This window comes from Pseudomonas sp. BS3767 (assembly GCF_900099665.1).
Classification (GTDB): Bacteria; Pseudomonadota; Gammaproteobacteria; order Pseudomonadales; family Pseudomonadaceae; genus Aquipseudomonas; species Aquipseudomonas cerasi.
On record NZ_FNCX01000002.1, the window covers coordinates 415,962 to 437,253 of the forward strand.

Annotated in this window: 15 protein-coding genes and 2 pseudogenes; 13 read left to right on the forward strand and 4 right to left on the reverse strand. The window is 58.9% G+C overall.

Features of this window, described 5'->3' with window-relative positions:
• The 3 genes and pseudogenes from BLR16_RS06375 to BLR16_RS06385 all read left to right on the forward strand — a co-directional run.
• A complete protein-coding gene (locus tag BLR16_RS06375) occupies positions 1-1,167 on the forward strand; it encodes an MFS transporter (protein ID WP_003431415.1) in 1,167 nt (388 codons plus the stop codon).
• 80 nt (positions 1,168-1,247) lie between these two features.
• A pseudogene (locus tag BLR16_RS28795) lies at positions 1,248-1,610 on the forward strand (alkene reductase); the annotation flags it as partial.
• 55 nt (positions 1,611-1,665) lie between these two features.
• A pseudogene (locus tag BLR16_RS06385) lies at positions 1,666-2,625 on the forward strand (alkene reductase); the annotation flags it as partial.
• A 126-nt stretch (positions 2,626-2,751) separates the two neighbouring features.
• Here BLR16_RS06385 and BLR16_RS06390 read toward each other — a convergent pair.
• The 3 genes from BLR16_RS06390 to BLR16_RS06400 all read right to left on the reverse strand — a co-directional run bounded on the left by BLR16_RS06390 (position 2,752) and on the right by BLR16_RS06400 (position 5,668).
• Positions 2,752-3,603 (reverse strand): hypothetical protein, encoded by an 852-nt coding sequence (locus tag BLR16_RS06390; protein ID WP_003363925.1) that lies wholly within the window; start codon positions 3,601-3,603, stop codon positions 2,752-2,754.
• Positions 3,604-3,701: 98 nt separating this feature from the next.
• Positions 3,702-4,694 carry an NAD-dependent epimerase/dehydratase family protein gene (locus BLR16_RS06395; protein WP_003363927.1) on the reverse strand — a complete coding sequence of 331 codons (993 nt, stop codon included), beginning with the start codon at positions 4,692-4,694 and terminating at the stop codon, positions 3,702-3,704.
• A 74-nt stretch (positions 4,695-4,768) separates the two neighbouring features.
• Positions 4,769-5,668, reverse strand: coding sequence for a LysR family transcriptional regulator ArgP (locus BLR16_RS06400; RefSeq protein ID WP_003431419.1), 900 nt, complete (start codon positions 5,666-5,668; stop codon positions 4,769-4,771).
• 94 nt (positions 5,669-5,762) lie between these two features.
• On the opposite strand from BLR16_RS06400, the gene BLR16_RS06405 reads away from it, so the two are divergent.
• The 7 genes from BLR16_RS06405 to BLR16_RS28800 all read left to right on the forward strand — a co-directional run bounded on the left by BLR16_RS06405 (position 5,763) and on the right by BLR16_RS28800 (position 16,715).
• A complete protein-coding gene (locus BLR16_RS06405; RefSeq protein ID WP_074805018.1) occupies positions 5,763-6,365 on the forward strand; it encodes a LysE/ArgO family amino acid transporter in 603 nt (200 codons plus the stop codon).
• Between the two features lie 192 nt (positions 6,366-6,557).
• Positions 6,558-7,139 (forward strand): superoxide dismutase [Fe], encoded by a 582-nt coding sequence (gene sodB / locus BLR16_RS06410; protein ID WP_003313497.1) that lies wholly within the window; start codon positions 6,558-6,560, stop codon positions 7,137-7,139.
• A 403-nt stretch (positions 7,140-7,542) separates the two neighbouring features.
• Positions 7,543-9,591, forward strand: coding sequence for a putative bifunctional diguanylate cyclase/phosphodiesterase (locus BLR16_RS06415; protein ID WP_092194170.1), 2,049 nt, complete (start codon positions 7,543-7,545; stop codon positions 9,589-9,591).
• 179 nt (positions 9,592-9,770) lie between these two features.
• Positions 9,771-11,129 carry an imelysin family protein gene (locus tag BLR16_RS06420; protein WP_003431423.1) on the forward strand — a complete coding sequence of 453 codons (1,359 nt, stop codon included), beginning with the start codon at positions 9,771-9,773 and terminating at the stop codon, positions 11,127-11,129.
• Between the two features lie 192 nt (positions 11,130-11,321).
• Positions 11,322-12,209: a DUF4123 domain-containing protein gene (locus BLR16_RS06425; protein WP_003431424.1), complete on the forward strand. Its 888-nt coding sequence runs from the start codon at positions 11,322-11,324 to the stop codon at positions 12,207-12,209.
• Positions 12,206-15,676, forward strand: coding sequence for a toxin VasX (locus tag BLR16_RS06430; RefSeq protein WP_092194172.1), 3,471 nt, complete (start codon positions 12,206-12,208; stop codon positions 15,674-15,676). The genes BLR16_RS06425 and BLR16_RS06430 overlap by 4 nt, the downstream gene beginning before the upstream one ends.
• 151 nt (positions 15,677-15,827) lie before the next feature.
• Positions 15,828-16,715 (forward strand): DUF6708 domain-containing protein, encoded by an 888-nt coding sequence (locus BLR16_RS28800; protein ID WP_332874507.1) that lies wholly within the window; start codon positions 15,828-15,830, stop codon positions 16,713-16,715.
• A gap of 43 nt (positions 16,716-16,758) precedes the next feature.
• Here BLR16_RS28800 and BLR16_RS06440 read toward each other — a convergent pair whose 3' ends face one another.
• Complete coding sequence (locus BLR16_RS06440; RefSeq protein ID WP_065350489.1) at positions 16,759-17,388, reverse strand: pyridoxamine 5'-phosphate oxidase family protein; 630 nt, start codon at positions 17,386-17,388, stop codon at positions 16,759-16,761.
• A gap of 208 nt (positions 17,389-17,596) precedes the next feature.
• On the opposite strand from BLR16_RS06440, the gene BLR16_RS06445 reads away from it, so the two are divergent.
• The 3 genes from BLR16_RS06445 (at position 17,597) to BLR16_RS06455 (ending at position 21,273) form a co-directional block, all read left to right on the forward strand.
• Complete coding sequence (locus BLR16_RS06445; RefSeq protein ID WP_074805026.1) at positions 17,597-19,024, forward strand: di-heme oxidoreductase family protein; 1,428 nt, start codon at positions 17,597-17,599, stop codon at positions 19,022-19,024.
• A gap of 61 nt (positions 19,025-19,085) precedes the next feature.
• Positions 19,086-20,150 carry an imelysin family protein gene (locus tag BLR16_RS06450; protein WP_003431429.1) on the forward strand — a complete coding sequence of 355 codons (1,065 nt, stop codon included), beginning with the start codon at positions 19,086-19,088 and terminating at the stop codon, positions 20,148-20,150.
• A 16-nt stretch (positions 20,151-20,166) separates the two neighbouring features.
• Positions 20,167-21,273, forward strand: coding sequence for a DUF1513 domain-containing protein (locus BLR16_RS06455; protein WP_074805030.1), 1,107 nt, complete (start codon positions 20,167-20,169; stop codon positions 21,271-21,273).
• Positions 21,274-21,292: the final 19 nt, after the last annotated feature.

A 21,292-nucleotide genomic window follows, 5' to 3' on the forward strand; every position in this document is an offset into this window, starting at 1 on the left:
GTGCCTCTTTCGCTACTCATTCTGGCTCTGAGCGCCTTCGCCATCGGCACCACCGAATTCGTCATCATGGGCCTGCTGCCCGATGTGGCAGCCGACCTCGGCGTATCGATTCCCGGTGCAGGCTGGCTGGTGACCGGCTATGCGCTGGGCGTCGCTGTCGGTGCACCGTTCATGGCCATGGCCACGGCAAAACTGCCGCGCAAGGCCGCGCTGGTCACGCTGATGGGGATTTTCATCATCGGCAATCTGCTCTGTGCGCTGGCCAGTGACTACAACGTCCTGATGTTCGCCCGCGTGGTGACTGCACTGTGTCACGGTGCGTTCTTCGGCATCGGCTCGGTGGTTGCCGCAGGTCTGGTGCCCGCCAACCGGCGTGCCTCAGCGGTGGCCTTGATGTTCACCGGCCTGACACTGGCCAACGTACTGGGCGTGCCGCTGGGTACTGCGCTGGGTCAATACGCGGGCTGGCGCTCGACCTTCTGGGCCGTCACGGTCATCGGGGTGATTGCGCTGATCGGCCTGATCCGCTTCCTGCCGACCAACCGCAACGAAGAAAAGCTCGACATGCGCGCTGAACTCGGCGCCCTCAGAGGGGCCGGCATCTGGCTGTCGCTGACCATGACTGCGCTGTTTTCAGCGTCCATGTTCACCCTGTTCACCTACATCGCCCCACTGCTCGGCGAAGTCACCGGCGTATCGCCCAACGGCGTGACCTGGACCCTGCTGTTGATCGGCCTGGGCCTGACCGCCGGCAACGTGATTGGCGGCAAGATGGCCGACCGCCGCCTGGCGTCCACGCTGATTGGCGTATTCGTCTCGATGGCGGTGATCTCCACCGTACTCAGCTGGACCAGCACCGCGCTGATCCCGGCTGAAATCACGCTGTTCCTCTGGGCAGTCGCGGCCTTCGCCGCCGTCCCGGCCCTGCAGATCAACGTGGTGACGTTCGGCAAAGCCGCACCGAACCTGGTGTCAACCCTGAACATCGGCGCCTTCAACGTCGGCAACGCGCTGGGCGCCTGGGTCGGTGGCAGCGTCATCGCCCACGGTCTGGGCCTGACCAGCGTACCGCTGGCCGCCGCCATCCTGGCCGTGCTGGCGCTGCTGATTACCCTGATTACCTTTCGCCAGACCGGCAACCCCGAGCTGGCACCTGCTACGCATTGATCAATTACGAGGATTCGACACATGACGACTATCTTTGACCCGATCACCCTGGGCGATCTGCACTGCCCAACCGCATCATCATGGCCCCACTGACGCGCTGCCGTGCCGATGAAGGCCGTGTACCGAACGCGATGATGGCCGAGTATTACGTTCAGCGTGCCTCGGCGGGCCTGATCCTGACCGAAGCCACCTCTGTGACGCCAATGGGCGTGGGCTACCCCGACACCCCGGGCATCTGGTCCAACGATCAGGTGCGTGGCTGGAGCAACATCACCAAGGCAGTGCATAACGCCGGTGGCCGCATTGCCCTGCAGTTGTGGCACGTGGGCCGTATTTCCCACCCTGCCTACCTGAACGGCGAAACCCCGGTCGCGCCAAGTGCAATCGCAGCCGAAGGCCATGTCAGCCTGATGCGCCCGATCACCCCATTGCCAACCCCGCGGGCGCTGGAACTGGCGGAAATCGGTGACATCGTCGAGGCCTATCGCGTCGGTGCGGAAAGGCCGTGTACCGAACGCGATGATGGCCGAGTATTACGTTCAGCGTGCCTCGGCGGGCCTGATCCTGACCGAAGCCACCTCTGTGACGCCAATGGGCGTGGGCTACCCCGACACCCCGGGCATCTGGTCCAACGATCAGGTGCGTGGCTGGAGCAACATCACCAAGGCAGTGCATAACGCCGGTGGCCGCATTGCCCTGCAGTTGTGGCACGTGGGCCGTATTTCCCACCCTGCCTACCTGAACGGCGAAACCCCGGTCGCGCCAAGTGCAATCGCAGCCGAAGGCCATGTCAGCCTGATGCGCCCGATCACCCCATTGCCAACCCCGCGGGCGCTGGAACTGGCGGAAATCGGTGACATCGTCGAGGCCTATCGCGTCGGTGCGGAAAACGCCAAGGCGGCGGGCTTCGACGGCGTGGAAGTGCATGGCGCCAACGGCTATCTGCTTGAACAGTTCCTGCTGACCGGCACCAACCAGCGCACCGACGAGTACGGCGGTTCGGTGGAAAATCGTGCGCGTCTGCTGCTGGAAGTCACGGATGCCGTCATCGAAGTCTGGGGCGCTGGCCGTGTAGGCGTTCACCTCTCGCCTCGCTTCGACATGCACGACATGAGCGATGCAAACCGCGCCGAAACCTTCAGCTACGTGGCTAAAGAGCTCGGCAAGCGCGGTATCGCGTTCATCTGTGCCCGTGAGCGTGATGCTGAAGACAGCCTCGGCCCACAGTTGAAGAAGGATTTCGGCGGCGTCTACATCGCCAACGAGAAATTCACCAAGGACACTGCCAACGCCTGGCTGGCAGAAGGCAAGGCCGACGCCATTGCCTTTGGCGTGCCTTACATCGCCAACCCGGACCTGCCCGAGCGTCTGGCCAGCGATGCGCCTCTGAATGAAGCCCATCCGGAAACGTTCTACGGCAAAGGGCCAGTCGGCTACATCGACTACCCACGGATGTAAACCGCTGTCGTAAGACCAGAAACCCCGATTCGCAGGAATCGGGGTTTCTTCGTATCTGCACCTGGATTTACTGGCCAGCGCTCCCTCGGCGAACTGCCGCGCTGAAGGCGGCAGAGGATGCCAAGATCAACGGCGTGCGTTGAGCTGTTGCGACAAATTCTGGATCTGGCTGTTCAGGGTATTGATGTTACGAGTCACCTGAGCACGAAACGCATCGAACTCGGCCGTATTGGCTTCTGCCGAAGGCGCCGGGCGGTTTTCCTGTTCGCTTTTCAGCACCATCAGGTCCTGTTCCAGGCGTTCGACAGCGGCAGACGGGTTGCCCTGCTTTTTCAACGTGGCGACATCGGCCGCCACGCTTTTGATCTGCGCATCCAGCTTGCCCTGATCCGCCTGAGCGGTCTTCAGGTCAGGCAACGCGGCCTTGAGCGTGGTCAGTTCAGCGACAACGCTTTTGAGCTGTTCCTGCAACTGCGCGTTTTCACTCTGCTGCTGGGCGGTTTGCGCGGCCATCTGCTCCAGACGTTTGTCGAGACTGCCCTGCTGACCTTCAACGCCTTCGCGTTGTTTGTCCTGATCTTCCAGTTGCGCTTCCAGCAACTTGATACGCTGCTTGAGCGCCTCTCCATCACTGGAAAGCGCTTCGGTCGCGACCACCTTGCCGGAAATATCCTGCAAGCGCCCCGCCGCTTCTTCGCTGATGCGCGCAAAGCTTTCCTGAGTCGCCACCAACTGCTGCTCCATCAGGGAAACCTGCTGAAAGCTCCACCAGCCCAGACCGCAGAAAGCAATGAACAACGCACCGACCAATGCCCACAAAGGCCCGGTGCTCGGCGCCTTGACCTTGACAACAGGCGTGGTGCGCGAATAGACGGTGGTGCGCTCGCGTGCGCTATTGCTCGGCGCGAAGTCGTCATCATCGTCCTTGGCGCTCAGGCTGGGAACGTCATCGACGTCGTCGTAGGGATCGTTGCGCATGAATAACCCTTCAGGAAGCTGTTAAATCAAAGTTCGTAGATCAAAGTTGGGCAGTATAACAACAGCGCAGAATCAATCTCACTGTGCCACTACCGCATTCAGATCGCGTGCTGTGCCTGCCACCAGCCACAGAATTCATCCAGCGCCGTCCACAGGCTGACCTGGGGCTGATAATCCAGATAATGCCTGGCGCGGCTGATATCAAGCGTGAAATCCCTGTTCATGACCTGCATGCCCACTCTCGACAGGGTAGGTTCAGGTCTGCCCGGCCACAGCATACAGGCGGCCTCATTGATCGCCGCAGCGCTGTAGGCCAGCCCGTATGAACGATAACGGGTGGCCTGAGGCAAGTGCATCTGCCGCATCACATAATTGATCGCGTCCCACAGCGGGACCGGCGTGCCATTGCTGATGTTGTAGGCCTTGCCCAGTGCAGAACCCGTTGCCAGCAAGCTGCTCAGCAGGGCTTCGTTGAGGTTCTGCATGCTGGTGAAATCCACCACGTTCAAGCCGTTGCCGACAATCGCCAGGCGCCTCTTGCGCTGCATGTGCAGCAGACGCGGAAAAATGCTGTTATCGCCCGCGCCGGTGACAAAGCGTGGCCGCAGGGCAATGACTTCCAGCCCGAACTCTTCGGCACCGAAGACCTTTTGCTCGGCCAGGTACTTGGTGGCCGCGTAGTGATTGTGAAAGCGCTTGGGCACCTGCTCTTCCTTGATGCCACGGTGCGAGTGGCCATCAAAGTAGATCGACGGCGAAGATAGATGAACCAGCCTTCGCACCCTCTGTTTCAGGCAGCCCTCGACGATGTTTTCCGTGAGCTGCACGTTGCCCTGCATGAAATCCTGGCGACGTCCCCACGTACCGACCGAGCCCGCGCAATGCACGACCGCTTCCACGTCATCGCACAGTGCGCGCACCAGATAAGGATCGGCGAGGTCGCCCTGAATAAACTCGGCACCGCGCCTGACCAGGTGCTCGACACCTTCGGCACGACGGCCATTGATCCGCACGCTCATGCCCTGCTCAAGGGCAAAACGCGCAAAGCGTCCGCCGATGAAGCCGCTCGCGCCGGTGACCAGAATCTTCATTTACCGCTCCGTTAACGCGTCTGCAGGAAAGGCAAAACCCTGCCTGCATGGATTACACATGATCCTGTTGACGATCAGTCTTCGCTCAGCGGCACCAGCCAGTGAGCCGAATGTTGCGCAAGATGTTCGGTGAGGCGCGTCAGAAGCTGCCCACCATTGCGCCAATGATGCCAGTAGAGCGGCACATCGATGCAACGGTCCGGCAGTAATTCGAGCAGCGTGCCGTTGCGCAACTGGTCGCGCACCTGCAACTCGGGCGCCAGCCCCCAGCCCATGCCCGCCTCGATCATACGGATGAAACCTTCGGAGGAAGGACACAAATGATGCTCGAAACCGTCCTGAACACCCAACATAGCCAGATACCGATGCTGCAGAAGATCGTCCGGGCCGTATACCAAGGCAGCGGATCTGGCGAGCGTCTCTGGGCTGACACCGTCCGGAAAATGGCGGGCGATGAACGCGGGACTGGCCAGCGCCCGATAGCGCATGGCCCCCAGCAACTGGCTGCGTGCCCCCGCCACCGGACGCTCGCTGCCACACAGGCAGGCCGCCACCTCACCGGCGCGCATGCGCTTGAGGCCTACGTCCTGATCTTCGACAACCAGATCCAGCAGCAAACGGTGTTGCGTACAAAACGCGCCAATGGCCGGCGCCCACCAGGTTGCCAGACTGTCGGCATTCAAGGCGATTCGCAAACGCTCTGGCATGCCCTCCTCGTCCAGTGCCGGTACCTGACTTTGCAGATCGCGCTCCAGCAGGCGGACCTGCTGCACGTGATTGAGCAGGCGCCGGCCGATGTCGGTCGGGCTCGGCGGCGTGGCGCGTACCAGCACCGGCAGGCCAATGCGCGCCTCCAGCAATTTGATGCGTTGCGAGACCGCTGACTGCGAAAGCCCGAGCACCTGAGCGGCGCGCTCGAACCCGGCCTGCTCGATCACGGCCGCCAGCGCCGACAGCAATTTGTAGTCGAACATCAGTTTTCCTAATGAGCGATGAAGATTATTGGTTTTCCTTATAACCCTCACCCTCTGAGAATGGCTACCTGAATCTGCTCAATGGAACATCCTCATGTGGCAAAGCTACCTCAATGGCCTGCTGATCGCGGCAGGCCTGATTATGGCGATCGGTACTCAAAATGCTTTTGTGCTGGCTCAGGGCCTGCGTCGTGAACATCATGTGGCCGTGGCGATGCTGTGCATTGTCTGCGACGCCATCCTGGTGGCTGCAGGCGTGTTCGGTCTGGCCAATGTGCTGGCGCAGAATCCGCTGCTGCTGGCGGTGGCGCGCTGGGGCGGCGTGATATTCCTGAGCTGGTATGGCCTGCAGGCATTACGCCGCGCCTGCTCACGGCAGAGCCTGGAACACAGCGCAGCGGTTGGCAGAAAATCACTGCGCACCGTGTTGCTCAGCGCATTGGCCGTTACCTTGCTCAACCCGCATGTCTATCTGGACACCGTGTTGCTGATTGGCTCGCTGGGCGCACAACAGGGCGTGCCTGGCGCGTATGTCGCCGGTGCAGCCAGCGCTTCGCTGCTGTGGTTCTCGAGCCTCGCCCTGGGCGCGGCATGGCTGGCTCCCTGGCTGGCCCGACCTGCCACCTGGCGGATGCTGGACCTGATGATCGCAGTGATGATGTTCAGCGTGGCCGTGCAGTTGATCCGCTCGGCCTGACGGATTTCATGACCGCAGAGTCAAACCCGGGGGAACCTCTATCCCACACAGTTGTTGCGTGGTTAAGGCGCAGACCCGGTGCTATGATCCGGGGTCTGCGCCGCAAAAGAGTAAAACTCCCGGTGCATGCTGTATCTGGCCGCCCGTGATCGGCCGTGCGACTACCGCAATTGACCTGAAAGGAGATAAACCATGGCTTTTGAATTGCCGCCACTGCCCTACGCCAAAGACGCTCTGGTGCCGCACATTTCTGCGGAGACTCTGGAATATCACCACGACAAGCACCACAACACCTACGTCGTGAACCTGAACAACCTGGTGCCTGGCACCGAGTTCGAAGGCAAGACCCTGGAAGAGATCATCAAGACCTCCTCGGGCGGTATCTTCAACAACGCCGCTCAGGTCTGGAACCACACGTTCTACTGGAACTGCCTGGCTCCTAACGCTGGCGGCGAGCCTACCGGCGCTCTGGCCGAAGCCATCAACAAGGCGTTCGGTTCCTTCGACAAGTTCAAGGAAGAGTTCAGCAAGACTTCCATCGGCACTTTCGGCTCCGGCTGGGGCTGGCTGGTGAAGAAGGCTGATGGCTCCCTGGCACTGGCCAGCACCATCGGTGCCGGCAACCCGCTGACCAGCGGCGACACCCCGCTGCTGACCTGCGATGTGTGGGAACACGCCTACTACATCGACTACCGCAATCTGCGTCCGAAGTACGTAGAAGCGTTCTGGAACCTGGTGAACTGGGACTTCGTGGCCAAGCAATTCGCAGCCTGATTCCAGCCTCATCGAAAAACCCGGCCTCGCGTCGGGTTTTTTATGTTTCCCGGCCTGTAAGGGCCGCCTGCCAGACGTTTGTTTCACATATAGCGTCAACCGCCTGCCTGCCGGTCAGGCGAATCGCAAATCTTTTTTCGCCTGCCGCTCGTACTTTGTGTATTGTCGGAAAACGCTCGCTGACTCGTAATACAACTTAATTCTCTATGACGTAATTCTTTACAGTGTTCTGCTCTAGTTACCTACCTGGCCACCCGACGCATTGAGGTGGCTTTGGCCAGCAGGTGCAAGGAACGCGAAGATCAGCCAGGCGCACCGGTTGTGACAAGGTCACGGCGTGCGGGTCTGGTTTTTCGAGGGTCATGAGGCGATATGCCCTCCGACACTAACTAAGGAACGGCCATTGAAGCTGGAACTCAAGAACAGCCTGTCGGTAAAGTTGCTGCGCGTTGTGCTGCTTTCGGCGCTTCTGGTAGGCGTCCTGCTCAGCTGTGCGCAAATCGTCTTCGACGCCTACAAGACACGTCAGGCTGTGGCGAGCGACGCCGAGCGGATTCTCGGCATGTTCCGCGATCCGTCGACACAGGCCGTCTACAGCCTGGACCGCGAGATGGGCATGCAGGTCATCGAAGGCCTGTTCCAGGATGACTCGGTGCGCATGGCGTCCATCGGGCACCCTAACGAAAGCCTGCTCGCCGAGAAAGACCGGCCGCTGAAGACGTCCCCTACGCGGTGGCTGACAGACCTCATCCTTGGCCAGGAACGCAGCTTCACCACTCAACTGGTAGGCCGCAGCCCCTACAGCGAGTATTACGGCGACCTGCGCATCACGTTGGACACGGCCAATTACGGTGAAAGCTTTCTGGTCAATGCCGGAATCATCTTTGTCGCGGGCGTGCTGCGTGCGCTGGCAATGGGGCTGGTGCTGTATCTGGTCTATCACTGGCTGCTGACCAAGCCGCTGTCGAAGATCATCGAGCACCTGATCGCGATCAACCCCGACCGCCCCAGCGAACACCAATTGCCGTTGCTTAAAGGCCACGAGAAAAACGAACTTGGGATCTGGGTCAACACCGCCAACCAGTTGCTGGCCTCCATCGAACGCCACACTTACCTGCGCCATGAGGCCGAAAACAACCTGCAGCGCATGGCGCAATACGATTTCCTCACCGGTCTGCCCAACCGACTTCAGTTGCAGACCGGGCTGGACAGGATTCTGGACGATGCAGGACGCCAGCAACACCGAGTGGCGGTGTTGTGCGTGGGTCTGGATGACTTCAAAGGCATCAACGAACAGTTCAGCTACCAGTCCGGCGATCAATTGCTGCTCGCACTCGCTGACCGTCTGCGCGCGCACAGCGTGCGACTCGGGGCACTGGCGCGCCTGGGCGGCGACCAGTTTGCGCTGGTGCAATCCAACATCGAGCAACCCTACGAGGCGGCAGAGCTGGCGCAAAATATTCTGGATGAGCTGGAAGCGCCGTTCATCGTCGGTGATCAACAGATTCGACTGCGGGCAACCATCGGCATCACCCTGTTTCCCGAAGACGGCGACAGCACCGAGAAACTGCTGCAAAAAGCCGAGCAGACCATGACGCTGGCCAAGGCCCGCTCGCGTAACCGGTATCAGTTCTACATCGCCAGCGTAGACAGCGAAATGCGCCGCCGCCGCGAACTTGAAAAAGACCTGCGCGAAGCCCTGCCACTCAATCAGTTGTATCTGGTCTATCAACCGCAGATCAGCTATCGCGATCACCGTATCGTCGGCGTGGAAGCGCTGATCCGCTGGCAGCATCCGGAACATGGCCTGGTGCCGCCGGACGTATTCATCCCGCTGGCCGAACAGAACGGCAGCATCATCGCCATCGGGGAATGGGTGCTGGATCAGGCCTGCCGCCAACTGCGCGAATGGCTCGACCAGGGTTTTACCGACTTGCGCATGGCAGTCAACCTGTCGACTGTGCAGTTGCATCACGCGGAGTTGCCGCGTGTGGTCAACAACCTGCTGCAGATCTATCGCTTGCCACCGCGCAGCCTGGAACTGGAAGTGACCGAAACCGGGCTGATGGAAGATATAAACACCGCCGCCCAGCACCTGTTGAGCTTGCGACGCTCCGGCGCCTTGATTGCCATTGATGACTTCGGCACCGGCTACTCATCGCTGAGCTACCTGAAAAGTCTGCCGCTGGACAAGATCAAGATTGACCGCAGCTTCGTGCAGGACCTGATTGACGACGATGACGCCACCATCGTGCGAGCCATTATCCAGTTGGGCAAAAGCCTGGGCATGCAAGTCATTGCCGAAGGCGTGGAGACCGTCGAGCAGGAGGCCTACGTGGTGACCGAGGGCTGTCACGAAGGCCAGGGCTATCTGTACAGCAAGCCGTTGCAGGGTCGGGAGTTGCTGGCCTACCTCAAGCAGTCGCGTCAGGACCACGCCACCAGCCTGTGAGCCGACCTGCACACTTCCGGCCATTCACGTCATCTTGAAACCGACTGTTACAACCTGCCGGATGTCCGAATACGCCGACACAGGCTTTTTGCCTTTACACCGAATGCAAATCTTTCGCATTATGTCGCAGATTTTATGGGCGCACCCCGCCATCACCTTTATCGACGCAGGATTCCGTCATGATTCGTATGCCTCTGGCAACCGCTAGTCTGTTGGCCATCGCTATCTCTCTCGCCGGTTGTGGCGAAGGCAAGGACAAGGCTGCCGCCCCGGCACCCGCGCCAGCCGCTGCTCCGGCGACGCCGGCTGTGACGCCTGCGGCCCCTGCTCCGGCAGCCGCGGCCCAGACTGACGACGCGGCGGCCAAGGCTGTGGTCGCGAACTACGCCAACATGGTGTCCGCCGTGTTCGACGATGCCGAGGCAGGCGCGAAAAAACTCAGCACTGCCGTCGACGCCTTCCTGGCCAAGCCCAACGATGAAACCCTGAAAGCTGCCCGCGAAGCGTGGATCGCTGCGCGTGTGCCTTACATGCAGAGCGAAGTCTTCCGCTTCGGCAACACCATCATCGACGACTGGGAAGGACAGGTTAACGCCTGGCCCCTGGACGAAGGCCTGATCGACTATGTGGCCAAGGATTACCAGCACGCGCTGGGCAACCCGGGCGCCACTGCCAACATCATCGCCAACACCGAAATTCAGGTCGGCGAAGACAAGGTCGACGTGAAGGAAATCACCTCCGAAAAACTCGCCAGCCTGAACGAGCTGGGGGGTTCCGAGGCCAACGTCGCCACCGGCTACCACGCCATCGAATTCCTGCTCTGGGGCCAGGATCTGAACGGCACCGGCCCTGGTGCCGGCGCACGTCCGGCCAGCGATTACCTGGAAGGCGCTGGCGCGACCGGCGGCCACAATGATCGCCGCCGTGCCTACCTCAAGGCCGTCACCGACCTGCTGGTCAGCGACCTCGAAGAAATGTCCGGTAACTGGAAGGCCGGCGTGCCCGACAACTACCGCGCCACGCTGGAAGCCGAACCCGGTGAAAGCGGCCTGCGCAAGATGCTCTTCGGCATGGGCAGCCTGTCGCTGGGTGAACTGGCGGGCGAGCGCATGAAAGTCGCACTGGAAGCCAACTCCAGCGAAGACGAACACGACTGCTTCAGCGACAACACGCACAACTCGCACTTCTACAACGGCAAGGGCATCCGCAACGTTTATCTGGGCGAGTACACCCGCACCGACGGCAGCAAGGTCAGCGGGCCGAGCCTTTCGTCTCTGGTCGCCAAGGTAGATCCCGCCACCGACGCCACCTTGCGCGCCGACCTGGACGACACGCAGGCCAAGTTGCAGGTCATCGTCGATCATGCGAACAAGGGCGAGCATTTCGACCAGTTGATCGCTGCCGGCAACACCGCAGGCAATCAGGTGGTGCGTGACGCCATCGCCGCGCTGGTCAAACAGACAGGCGCCATCGAACAGGCGGCTGGCAAGCTGGGCATCACTGACCTGAACCCGGACAACGCCGATCACGAGTTCTGATCAACCGCGTTTGTTGCGATAACCATCGATGCCGGTCAGTTCGCTGACCGGCATTTTTTGTGTCTGATCGACCCGTAGGCCAAAGATCTTTCAGTGATCTTTGTAGGGCCTTTCCTAAACTGGTTTTCGGGTATTGAAGGCAGACACCACACCACCGAGTATCCGCGCCTCGTTCCCCTTCAAAGCGCGCTCATGTTTGAATTTGAATCCGGCCCTGATGATCTGCCATGGGCGAAAAACGCCTATCTGCTGCTCAACGCCATCAATCTTCCCGATCTGAGAAGAAAGCTTTTCGAGTGGAACCCCTCCCCTGTCTGCACACTGCTGTTCCTGCAAACCCGCTTCAGCGAATTGCTGGATATCTCGCCCGCCCTGATTCAGATCGATGGCCCATACGACCCGACATTTTCAAGTTTCCTGACTCACGCGCGCGAAGAATGGGGTCTGCTGCTATTCAGTGATGCCAGCCACAAGACGGTGGCTGACCATCTGCGCTGGCTGGTGTTCGTTGACAAACCAGCAGGCGAGGCCTGCTATTTGAACCTTTCAGACCCGCCCGTCGCAAACGCGCTGCTCGGGCTTCATCCGGCACATACCGATAATCGGTTGTTCGGCCCTATCGACAGTGTTTATGCAGCAGATGTCATCACTGAACACTGGATAAAGCACGAGCGTCATGGTGAGTCAGCCATTCATGACAACACGATCCTGTATCGGATGAGCGATCGGCAGATGGAGGCCATCAGTGACGTTGCGTTTCGCCTGATCGTGATCAGTCTTGACCTGCACCTGCGCACATTTTTTCCGGCCTACCTCACATCCACAGGTCTGAAGTCGCGATACGGCCATGTGCATGCACTGGCCTTCACAGCCTATGAAGCAGGCTTCAACAGCGAAGCGGATATTTTCCATTACGCCAACGTCATCTGCTTTCTGGCTACCCAGCCGGACGACTCGCATCCTGATATCAGAACGCTGATGGATGAAAAGTCCTCTCTGACGCCATCTCAGCGTATTCAACAGGCCAACTGGCTGGCAGTGAAACGCAGTCGCGAACAGCACGGAGCAACCCGGCCATGAGTCGCAAAACACTTTCGCCTGTAGACAAAGCCTATTGGGAGGCCAGAGCAAGAACCCATATTGATGCCCGCAACAGTACGAGTAACTGCCCTTTGATGGGCACCAAAGTCCAGCTATTGCCATTGCGTTACGGTCGCGTGGAACGGCTTCACAACCCGTCGGATACCGACGGCTACCGAGACTTGAAACGACCGCTCGGCTTGCGTCTGGTACGTGACGGCTATCTGTATGTGATTGATGAAAGCAGCGGCTATCTGCATGAGTATCGCCTTGAAAGCGGCGTACCGACCAAACTGCTCTGGCAGGACCGGGAAGTCGCTCAGGATGTCAGGCAGACCACGATTGGCGAGCACACCCTGATCTTTGCCCGCGATACGACGTTGCATGTTGCCTATGCCGAACTGCAATGGACAGCAGCCAAATGCACCCGCGTGCTGGACAGCGCAGCAGACCGTTTCTATTTCATGCAGAAAGTGAATCTGGCTGAAGCCGATTGCCAGCAAGGCGGCGTCCACCTTCGCGTCGAACAGCAAGTCAGAGAGCAGCTTGCCGAACTCGCCGAGTTGCCGGCACAACAATGCACTACACCCGATATGCCAGAGGAGGAACAACAGGACTATGTCTGGGAGCATCTGCCGCTGTTTCGCGAGGCGCATATCGGCGAGTTGAAAAACACACTCAACCCGTTCTACGAACTGAATCACCTGTATCTGGTACTCGACGACAGCATCGGCATGCTGCGCGATCTTGCGCAGGAACAGGACGAGGTGGTGAGTTGGCTCAACCAGTGGCGTGAGCGTAACGACAATGAAATGCGTTACATAACGGCCAGCTACATTGACATACTGATGAGCGTTGGCGACAACACTGCCCGGCAGACAAACCCGGACTCGAAACTGCTGAAGAACACCACGCCTGAACAACGCAGCCGCATTTATGATTACCTCAATGCGCGCAATGACTGGCACCGGGAACACCATCAGGGACCTGTGCCAGCGACTACTTCAGCGGGGCAGTATTCCGCCATGCGCGGGGGCGCCTACACCGAACGGCCGCGAGCCAGATTTGCCAGACTGAACATGGAAAACAAGCACTCACAGATGCTGCTCGCGCTTGGCCAACCACTCCATGAACAACTGGAAGACGACATTGAAGCGCTGGAAAAGAACAGCCAGGGCACGCTGAACGGCGTCGGACTCGGCTCACGAGGTATTTACGATCTCGTTCGCCACCAAGAAATGCACGCTTATCTGTCCCAGGAGCGCTCGCACCTTCAACGCTGGACGCAACGACTCGACGATATTACCCACGATCGCGTGAGCCTGTTCACTCAGGGGGAACTCTATCGAAGTGCCTGGTACTTCGATCCAGACCACCCCGACCAGTTGAAAAGCGCCTTGGCGATGGAGCTCAACTGCACCCGCGACCTGTGCCGCACCGACGAAAGCCTGCGGAAGGTCAGCGACTACTTTCACGATAACCCCCACTACATTCTGCCGGTGTTCTATGGGCGTCTGGACATGGACTTTCTGCGCGCCAAATCAGGCAACCTGCTCAAGTGGCTGGATGATATTCGCAACTTCAGCGACGGATTGGCCGATGCGCAAAGGCGCATCGCTGATATCAGCCACATCATGGGTAATCACTGGACCAACAGCCTGAACCTGGACCCCGCCGCACTACCGTTGCACCAAGCCGTCAATGCCAGCTACATCCCTGCCGTCGCCCTGCATCTGGAGCGTTGGCTGATTGAGATGCAACAGAAGCTGAACAGCCCGCAACTACGCCAGCATCTGGACAACTTCGGCAGAGCAAGCAATCGAGCCCAACGACTGGGCATGCTGGTGGCGCTGCAGCAGGAAGCCGTCACCCTGCGAATTGCCGACGAAGCCGACGTGACAAAATTTCGCGACAACTTCGCGCGCTTGAATCAGCTGCTTGCCAGCGAAGACGACCTCATCAGAGAACGCAACCGCCTTACCAAACTCATCAACCGCCGCACACTCACAGCGGATCAACATCAAGGTCTGCTTTACGAAAGGCAATACACCAACCAACGGCTGCTGCAGACCCGCAACACGCGAGACGCGCTGCGCCGAGACCTGGAAAAAGCCATTACCCCGACCGGTAACCCGCACAACGGCGCGATTGGCGTTCGACTGGATATCACTGACCCGCAACTGCACGCGCTCAATGACGAAATTAAAAAGCTGCGGGCGGGAGCATTTAAGGGGTACGCGACTCAAGGAGCAGCTGCGGCTGCGTTGAAGGGGAGTTTCTTTCCGTTACTGGCGGTGTGTCTGCAGGTTGGGAATCTGGGGGAGGTTTGGAGTGTTTGGAGAGGCTCTGACAATCGTAGAACCATTAAAGAAATTGTAATAGCTATCGGTGGGTTCAGTAGTGTGGCTTCGGCAGCGTTATCAGTCTTTCAAGCGGTGTACGTTGCAATGATCGATAATGCTCTCCGAGCCCTAGCGGTCGAAAGTTCTGAAACGGGAGGAAAGCTGCTCACTGCTCGTCTCGGAAAAATAGGATTGGGGTTGGGAGCATTTATTGCTCCGCTGAGTTTATTGGGCGGAGCAGGTACGGCATGGAATAATTGGGAAAAATGGCAAACAGCGCTGGTGTACAGCACATCGGGTGAAAAAATAGGAGCGCTCATGGCGCTGACAGGTGACGTTGGCGCTACCGGCGTGAACGCTGCCTTGACGCTACAGACCGGCAAAGAACTGATAGGCATATTGAAGGATATTTACCTTGATACCACTTACTCTAAAAAAGAAGTGGCAAGCATAGCGTGGTCTACCAGAGGACCAAGATTCCTAAGACTTTCGATTCAGCTCACACCTTGGGGACTCGCCTTCACCGCACTTCAGCTGGGCGGCGAGGCCCTATTCAACTACTCCAACCTGGAGGAACAGCAACAGTGGTTGCTCTACTGTATGTGGGGTAACGAGCCCCAAGCCTGGGATTGGAGCATTCATTCACAACGACTTGCAGAGATCAACCTGCTGCCTACTATTTTTGATAACGGTATTACTCATGGACTTACAGAGGGTGAATCTGTACGTAGTTTGCACCTGGTATTGCCAGGCTTGACCCAAGCCAGCTTTGAAGACACTTCACTACGGTGGGAAGCTGAGCTTAAACACTCATCTCATAAACAGAATGTTAGCGAGACGCTTCGAAATAAGCTGTCTGTTTTTTCTGTTTCACCTTTAACATTGGCGTTGGAAATCCCAATAGGCTGGCAGGGACACAATGCCATGTTGGCATTACACTTGGCTGTTAAGCCAGCATTAGCATCAACTTACTTAAACGCAGACAGAGGATATCTAACTTACCGCATAGCACTAGGTATGGATGTGCTAAACAAACCAATAAAAGCGGTACCAACCTACCAGACGGAGAAAATTGCATTGCCGACCGTTCAGATCAAAAGAGAGTTTCTGGATGACCAATTATAACTATAATCGCTCCCGTCAAGCTGGCGATACCGAACATCAATCCAGCACAAGTATTTTTTATCTTGCACCACTTCCTTTAATAACGGGCGTGGCGGTTACTAGCCCGCAACAACTCCATCAAGCAACCAATGAAGTTTATCTTGACTTTGCGATGGGCGTTCCAAAAATAGAATTTTCAGTTCGCTGTTACCTAGGCGTTATCGTGGGCATCGCTTTGTTCATTTTCACGATATGTCTTGGGCTCGGAGCCCTTGATCATATAAACACTGGGCGCCCGGTGTTCGAAATCGTAGTCACCGCCTTTTCACCTAATTGGCCTATCTGGGGGTTCTTTTCATTTTTGATAAGCAGCTACAGCTTATTTTTACTTCAAGCTATTCACCAAATCTCCACTCCCCCAATCCGCTTCAATCGCCAGCGTCGCGAGGTGGCCTATGTCGCCAAGCGCGGCCAGCCACCCCGGTTCATCCCGTGGGAAGAAGTTATTGCCTGCGTCAGCAGCAGCACAATTGCAATGCAGTACGGCACTCAGCAGAAATTCGCTTTGATGATCGGCTTCGTAGACGCCTCGGACGGCCAGGTGATGTGGCTCACGGTGCCTACCTTCACGCTCGGCATGGCAGTCAGCGAGTGGGAAGCGATCCGCGCCTACATGGAAGAAGGTCCAAGCGCCCTGCGAAAGCCCATGATAGGTACTGACCTGGAGGAAGGCACTGTGGCGTTTTTCCACATGTGTCGCCGTGACTACCTGCTTGACCACGGCTGCTTGCGCTACCTGTTCGGCTTTCTGCTGATCCAGTTTTTCAGCGGCTGGACGTTGCCCTGCCACGTCGCCAGCTGGGTCAAGCAACTGCCGAAAACGGCATTTCCCAAAGCAGTACAGGACTGGTCCAAACCCCTGCCCCGCGAACAATGGCAATCTCCTAGCGCCGAGCTGATCAAGGAAAGTGAAGAAGTCCGCAAAAGTCTTCGCAAGGGTATGAGTATCTTTGACTACTTTCTTGAGAAGGAAAAAAATCAGAGCAAAACCGGTGTCTGATCAAGACATGACCACAAGAGGCGCAATACGGTATCAGCCATGATCAATACAACGTATCCGCAATGCGTCCCGGCAAAGCCTTGTCATAGGCGTCACCATCGATCTGCTCGGCCGAAACCGCTTTTAGTATTTGCCCGGCAGTCGGCAGCGCGCTGCGTTCGATGTGCCGGGCTGCATCCCATAAACCGGACCTGATGGTTGCCCTGCTGCATTGGAAGTACACGCTGGTCACGGAGATGCGCAGCACCGACCTGGGCAGTTGGCCGTTCACCTCGAAACGCGACAACAGTTCGGGCTGAACCGATATCTGCGCTGTTCCGTTGACCCGCAAGGTCTCGCCCACGCCAGGGATGAGGAACAGCAACGCGACACGTGGGTCGCTGATGATATTGCGCAAGGTGTCGATGCGGTTGTTGCCGCGCCGGTCAGGCAGATAAAGCGTCTTGTTGTCCTCGATATGCACGAAGCCCGCCTGATCACCACGCGGGGACGCATCAAGGCCGTCAGGCCCGGCAGAGGCCAGCACAACAAAGGGTGCCGACTCGATGAAGGGCCGGTAAACCGCGTGAATATGGTCGACTTCCTTGGTCATGGAAGGAGGAGCAATCGGGCCATAGAGCGCTTCCAGTGCCTCGGTGGTGGTCACGAACGCGCTGTTTTCCGGGTTATCCATTGATGTGGTCTCTGCTGGGTGTTTTATCTGCGTGTGTGCTGTCAACTTCGACATGTGCAGCATAGGCAAAAATGCCGGTACCAGACCAGCCTCAGAGATTCGTAACAACGCATTACGTCAGAGCAGGCAAACGATAATCCCTCTTATTCAAACCGCACGAGGCTGCTAAGCTTGCACGCCCCGATTTTCGCCTCGTTGCAGGATGTGTATGAGTACGCGGCTCCGTCTATCCCTTGCCTTGCTTACGACTCTGGCCGTGAGCGCATGCGATGACGCCCCGCGTTTCACGCACGCCGAGCCGGGAGAAGCCTTGTCCGCTGGCAGCGCCACCGTCAGGAAGAGCGATCAGAACGCTTTCTCCATGCCCTCGGCCAATCTGTCCCCCGTGCGGCGGCTGGACTTCAGTGTCGGCAACAGCTTTTTCCGCAGCCCGTGGGTGATTGCGCCCTCGACTACCACGGCTCGCGACGGGCTTGGGCCGTTGTTCAACACCAATGCCTGCCAGAACTGCCATATCAAGGACGGTCGCGGTCATCCGCCGGAAGCTGGCGACAGCAATGCCGTGTCGATGCTGGTCAGGCTGTCGATTCCCGATGACCCGGCCTATGCCGACCTTATAAAGCGCAACGGTGTGCTGCCCGAACCGGTTTACGGCGGGCAATTGCAGGACATGTCGAACCCCGGCGTGGCCCCCGAGGGCAAGGTGCGGGTCGAGTACGACGCGCTGACGGTCGAGTTTCGCGATGGCACCGCCGTCGAGCTGCGCCAGCCGACCCTCAGGATTACCCAGCTGGGCTACGGCCCCATGCACCCCGATACGCACATCTCGGCACGCGTAGCTCCGCCGATGATCGGCCTGGGCTTGCTTGAGGCCATTGCCGATGAGGCCATCCTTGCCAATGCCGACCCCGATGACAAGAACGCCGATGGCATCTCGGGACGTCCCAACTGGGTCTGGGATGATGCTCGGCAAAAAGTAGTGATGGGCAGGTTTGGCTGGAAAGCCGGACAGCCGAACCTCAACCAGCAGAACGTGCACGCGTTTTCCGGCGACATGGGGCTGACCACCAGCCTGCGCCCTTTCGATGACTGCACGCCGGCCCAGACCGATTGCCTGGCCGCGCCCAATGGCAATGGTCCGGATGGCGAACCGGAAGTCAGCGACAACATCCTGCGTCTGGTGGAGTTCTACACCCGCAACCTGGCTGTTCCAGCACGTCGCAAGGTCGACGACCCGCAGGTGCTGGCAGGCAAGAACCTGTTTTTCCAGGCGGGCTGCCAGCAATGCCACACCCCCTCTTTCAAAACCCGTAGCGACGCCGCCGAGCCTGAGCTGGCCAATCAGGAGATTCGCCCGTACAGCGACTTGCTGCTGCACGACATGGGCGAAGGGCTGGCCGATAACCGTACCGAGTTCCAGGCCAGCGGAAGTGAGTGGCGCACCCCGCCCTTGTGGGGGCTGGGCCTGACCGGCACGGTAAGCGGACACACCCAACTGTTGCACGACGGTCGCGCACGTAACGTGCTTGAGGCGATACTCTGGCACGGCGGCGAAGCCCAGGCGGCAAAGCGCCAGGTTCTGGCTTTTGACGCACAGCAACGTGAAGCGCTGCTGGCCTTCCTGAATTCGTTATGATTGCGCCCTTTGCAGAATCTTCCTGTTCAAACATCGTTCTTTCAAAAATAAGGAGCCGGACATGTTCCGACCCAAGTTGTTGCTGACCAGCCTTGCGGCACTTGCCTTGGGTGCCTGCTCGCCATCCGATCCTCAGGCCGTGACGTCCGCAGCGATTGCCAAACAGGTCATCCTGCCGACTTACAGCCGTTGGGTGGAGGCTGATCGTCAGTTGGCAGCCAGCGCATTGGCGTTCTGCCAGGGCAATACTGATCTGGCCACAGCCCGCGCCGACTTTCTGAAAGCACAGAAGACCTGGGCAGAGTTGCAACCGCTGTTGATCGGTCCTCTGGCCGAAGGCAACCGCGCCTGGCAAATACAGTTCTGGCCGGACAAGAAAAACCTGGTGGGCCGTCAGGTCGAGCAACTGGTGACTGCACAGCCACAGATCACCGCTCAGGAACTGTCCAAGGCCAGTGTCGTGGTGCAGGGTTTGTCCGCCTACGAATACATCCTCTTCGACGCTGACATCGACATGGCCAATGCCGAGCAGAAAGCGCGCTACTGCCCGCTGCTGATGGCCATCGGTGAGCGCCAAAAGCTGCTTGCCGAAGAAATCCTCAACAGCTGGAACAGCACCGACGGCATGCTCGCGCAACTGAGCAAGTTCCCCAATCAGCGCTACGCCGACTCCCACGAGGCGATTGCCGAATTGCTGCGGGTTCAGGTCACCGCGCTCGACAGCCTGAAGAAGAAACTTGGCACGCCACTGGGTCGTCAGAGCAAGGGGCAGCCGCAGCCATTCCAGGCAGATGCGTGGCGCAGCAAGTCGTCGCTCAGCAGCCTGGAAGCCAGCCTGATCAGCGCCGAAACGGTGTGGACCGGTGTCGACAACAAGGGATTGCGCAGCCTGCTGCCCGCCGAGCAGAAACCGCTGGCCGACAAAATCGACGCCGCCTACGCTAACAGCCGAAAATTGCTGTCGGAACTCAAGCCGCCACTGGCCGACCTGCTGGCCACGGATGGAGGACGCCAGCAACTCAATGCGTTTTACGACAGCCTGAACGCCGTGCACCGCCTGCACGAAGGCGAGCTGGCCAAGGCACTCGGCATTCAGTTGGGTTTCAACGCCAACGACGGCGATTGATCAAGAGGTACATGTGATGTTGCGACGTCAGGCCATGGCGCTCGGCAGTCTTCTGCGCAGCGCCTGCACGCTGGGTGGCTGGACACTGTTCCGGCAAAAGAACACACGCCCCTTGTTGCTTTCCGCTCGCGACGATGGCGACGGCAAGCACTATGCGGTGGGTTTCAAGCTCGACGGGACGCAGGTATTTGCGACCCAGGTGGGCCAGCGCTGCCACGACATCATCAATCATCCCGACCTGCCACTCGCGGTGTTCATCGCCCGTCGTCCTGGCACTGAAAGCTACCTGATCGATCTGCGCGATGGCCGCTTGCTGCAAACCATCGTTTCGCAGCCTGACCGCCACTTCTACGGCCATGCGGTGATCCATCGCGACGGCGAATGGCTGTATGCGACGGAAAACGACACCCGTGACCCAGGCCGCGGCTTATTGGGCGTCTACCGCTTCGTTGACGAGCGCCTGGTGCACTCGGCCGAGATCCCCACGCATGGCATCGGTCCGCACCAGGTCTCGTGGATGCCGGACGGTGAAACGCTGGTGATCGCCAATGGCGGCATTCGCACCGAAGCGGAAAGTCGGGTAGAGATGAACCTCGATGCCATGCAACCCACCCTGGTCATCATGCAGCGTGACGGCACCTTGCTCAGCAAGGAAGCGCTTTCCCAACAGATGAACAGCGTACGCCACATGGGCATCGCCAGCGATGGCACCATCGTCGCGGGTCAACAGTTCATGGGCGACAGCCACGAGTTGGCCGAGCTGCTGGCAATCAAGCGTCCAGGCCAGCCATTCCAGGCGTTTCCGGTGGCAGAGGAGCAATTGCGCGCGATGGCCCACTACACCGCCAGCGTCGCAGTACACAGCGAGCTGCGACTGGTGGCCCTGACGGCACCCCGCGGCAACCGCTTCTTTATCTGGGATCTGGACAGTGGCGCATTGAAACTGGATGCGCCCTTGCCGGACTGCGCGGGCGTGGGGGCTGTGACCGATGGCTTTGTCGTTACCTCAGGCCAGGGACGCTGCCGATTTTATGATTGCCGCAAGGCGCAGCTGCTGGCCCAGCCATTGGACCTGCCGGCCGGGCTGTGGGACAACCATCTTCACCTGGCTGAGGTGGGTTAGATACCGGGCCTGTGAGGGC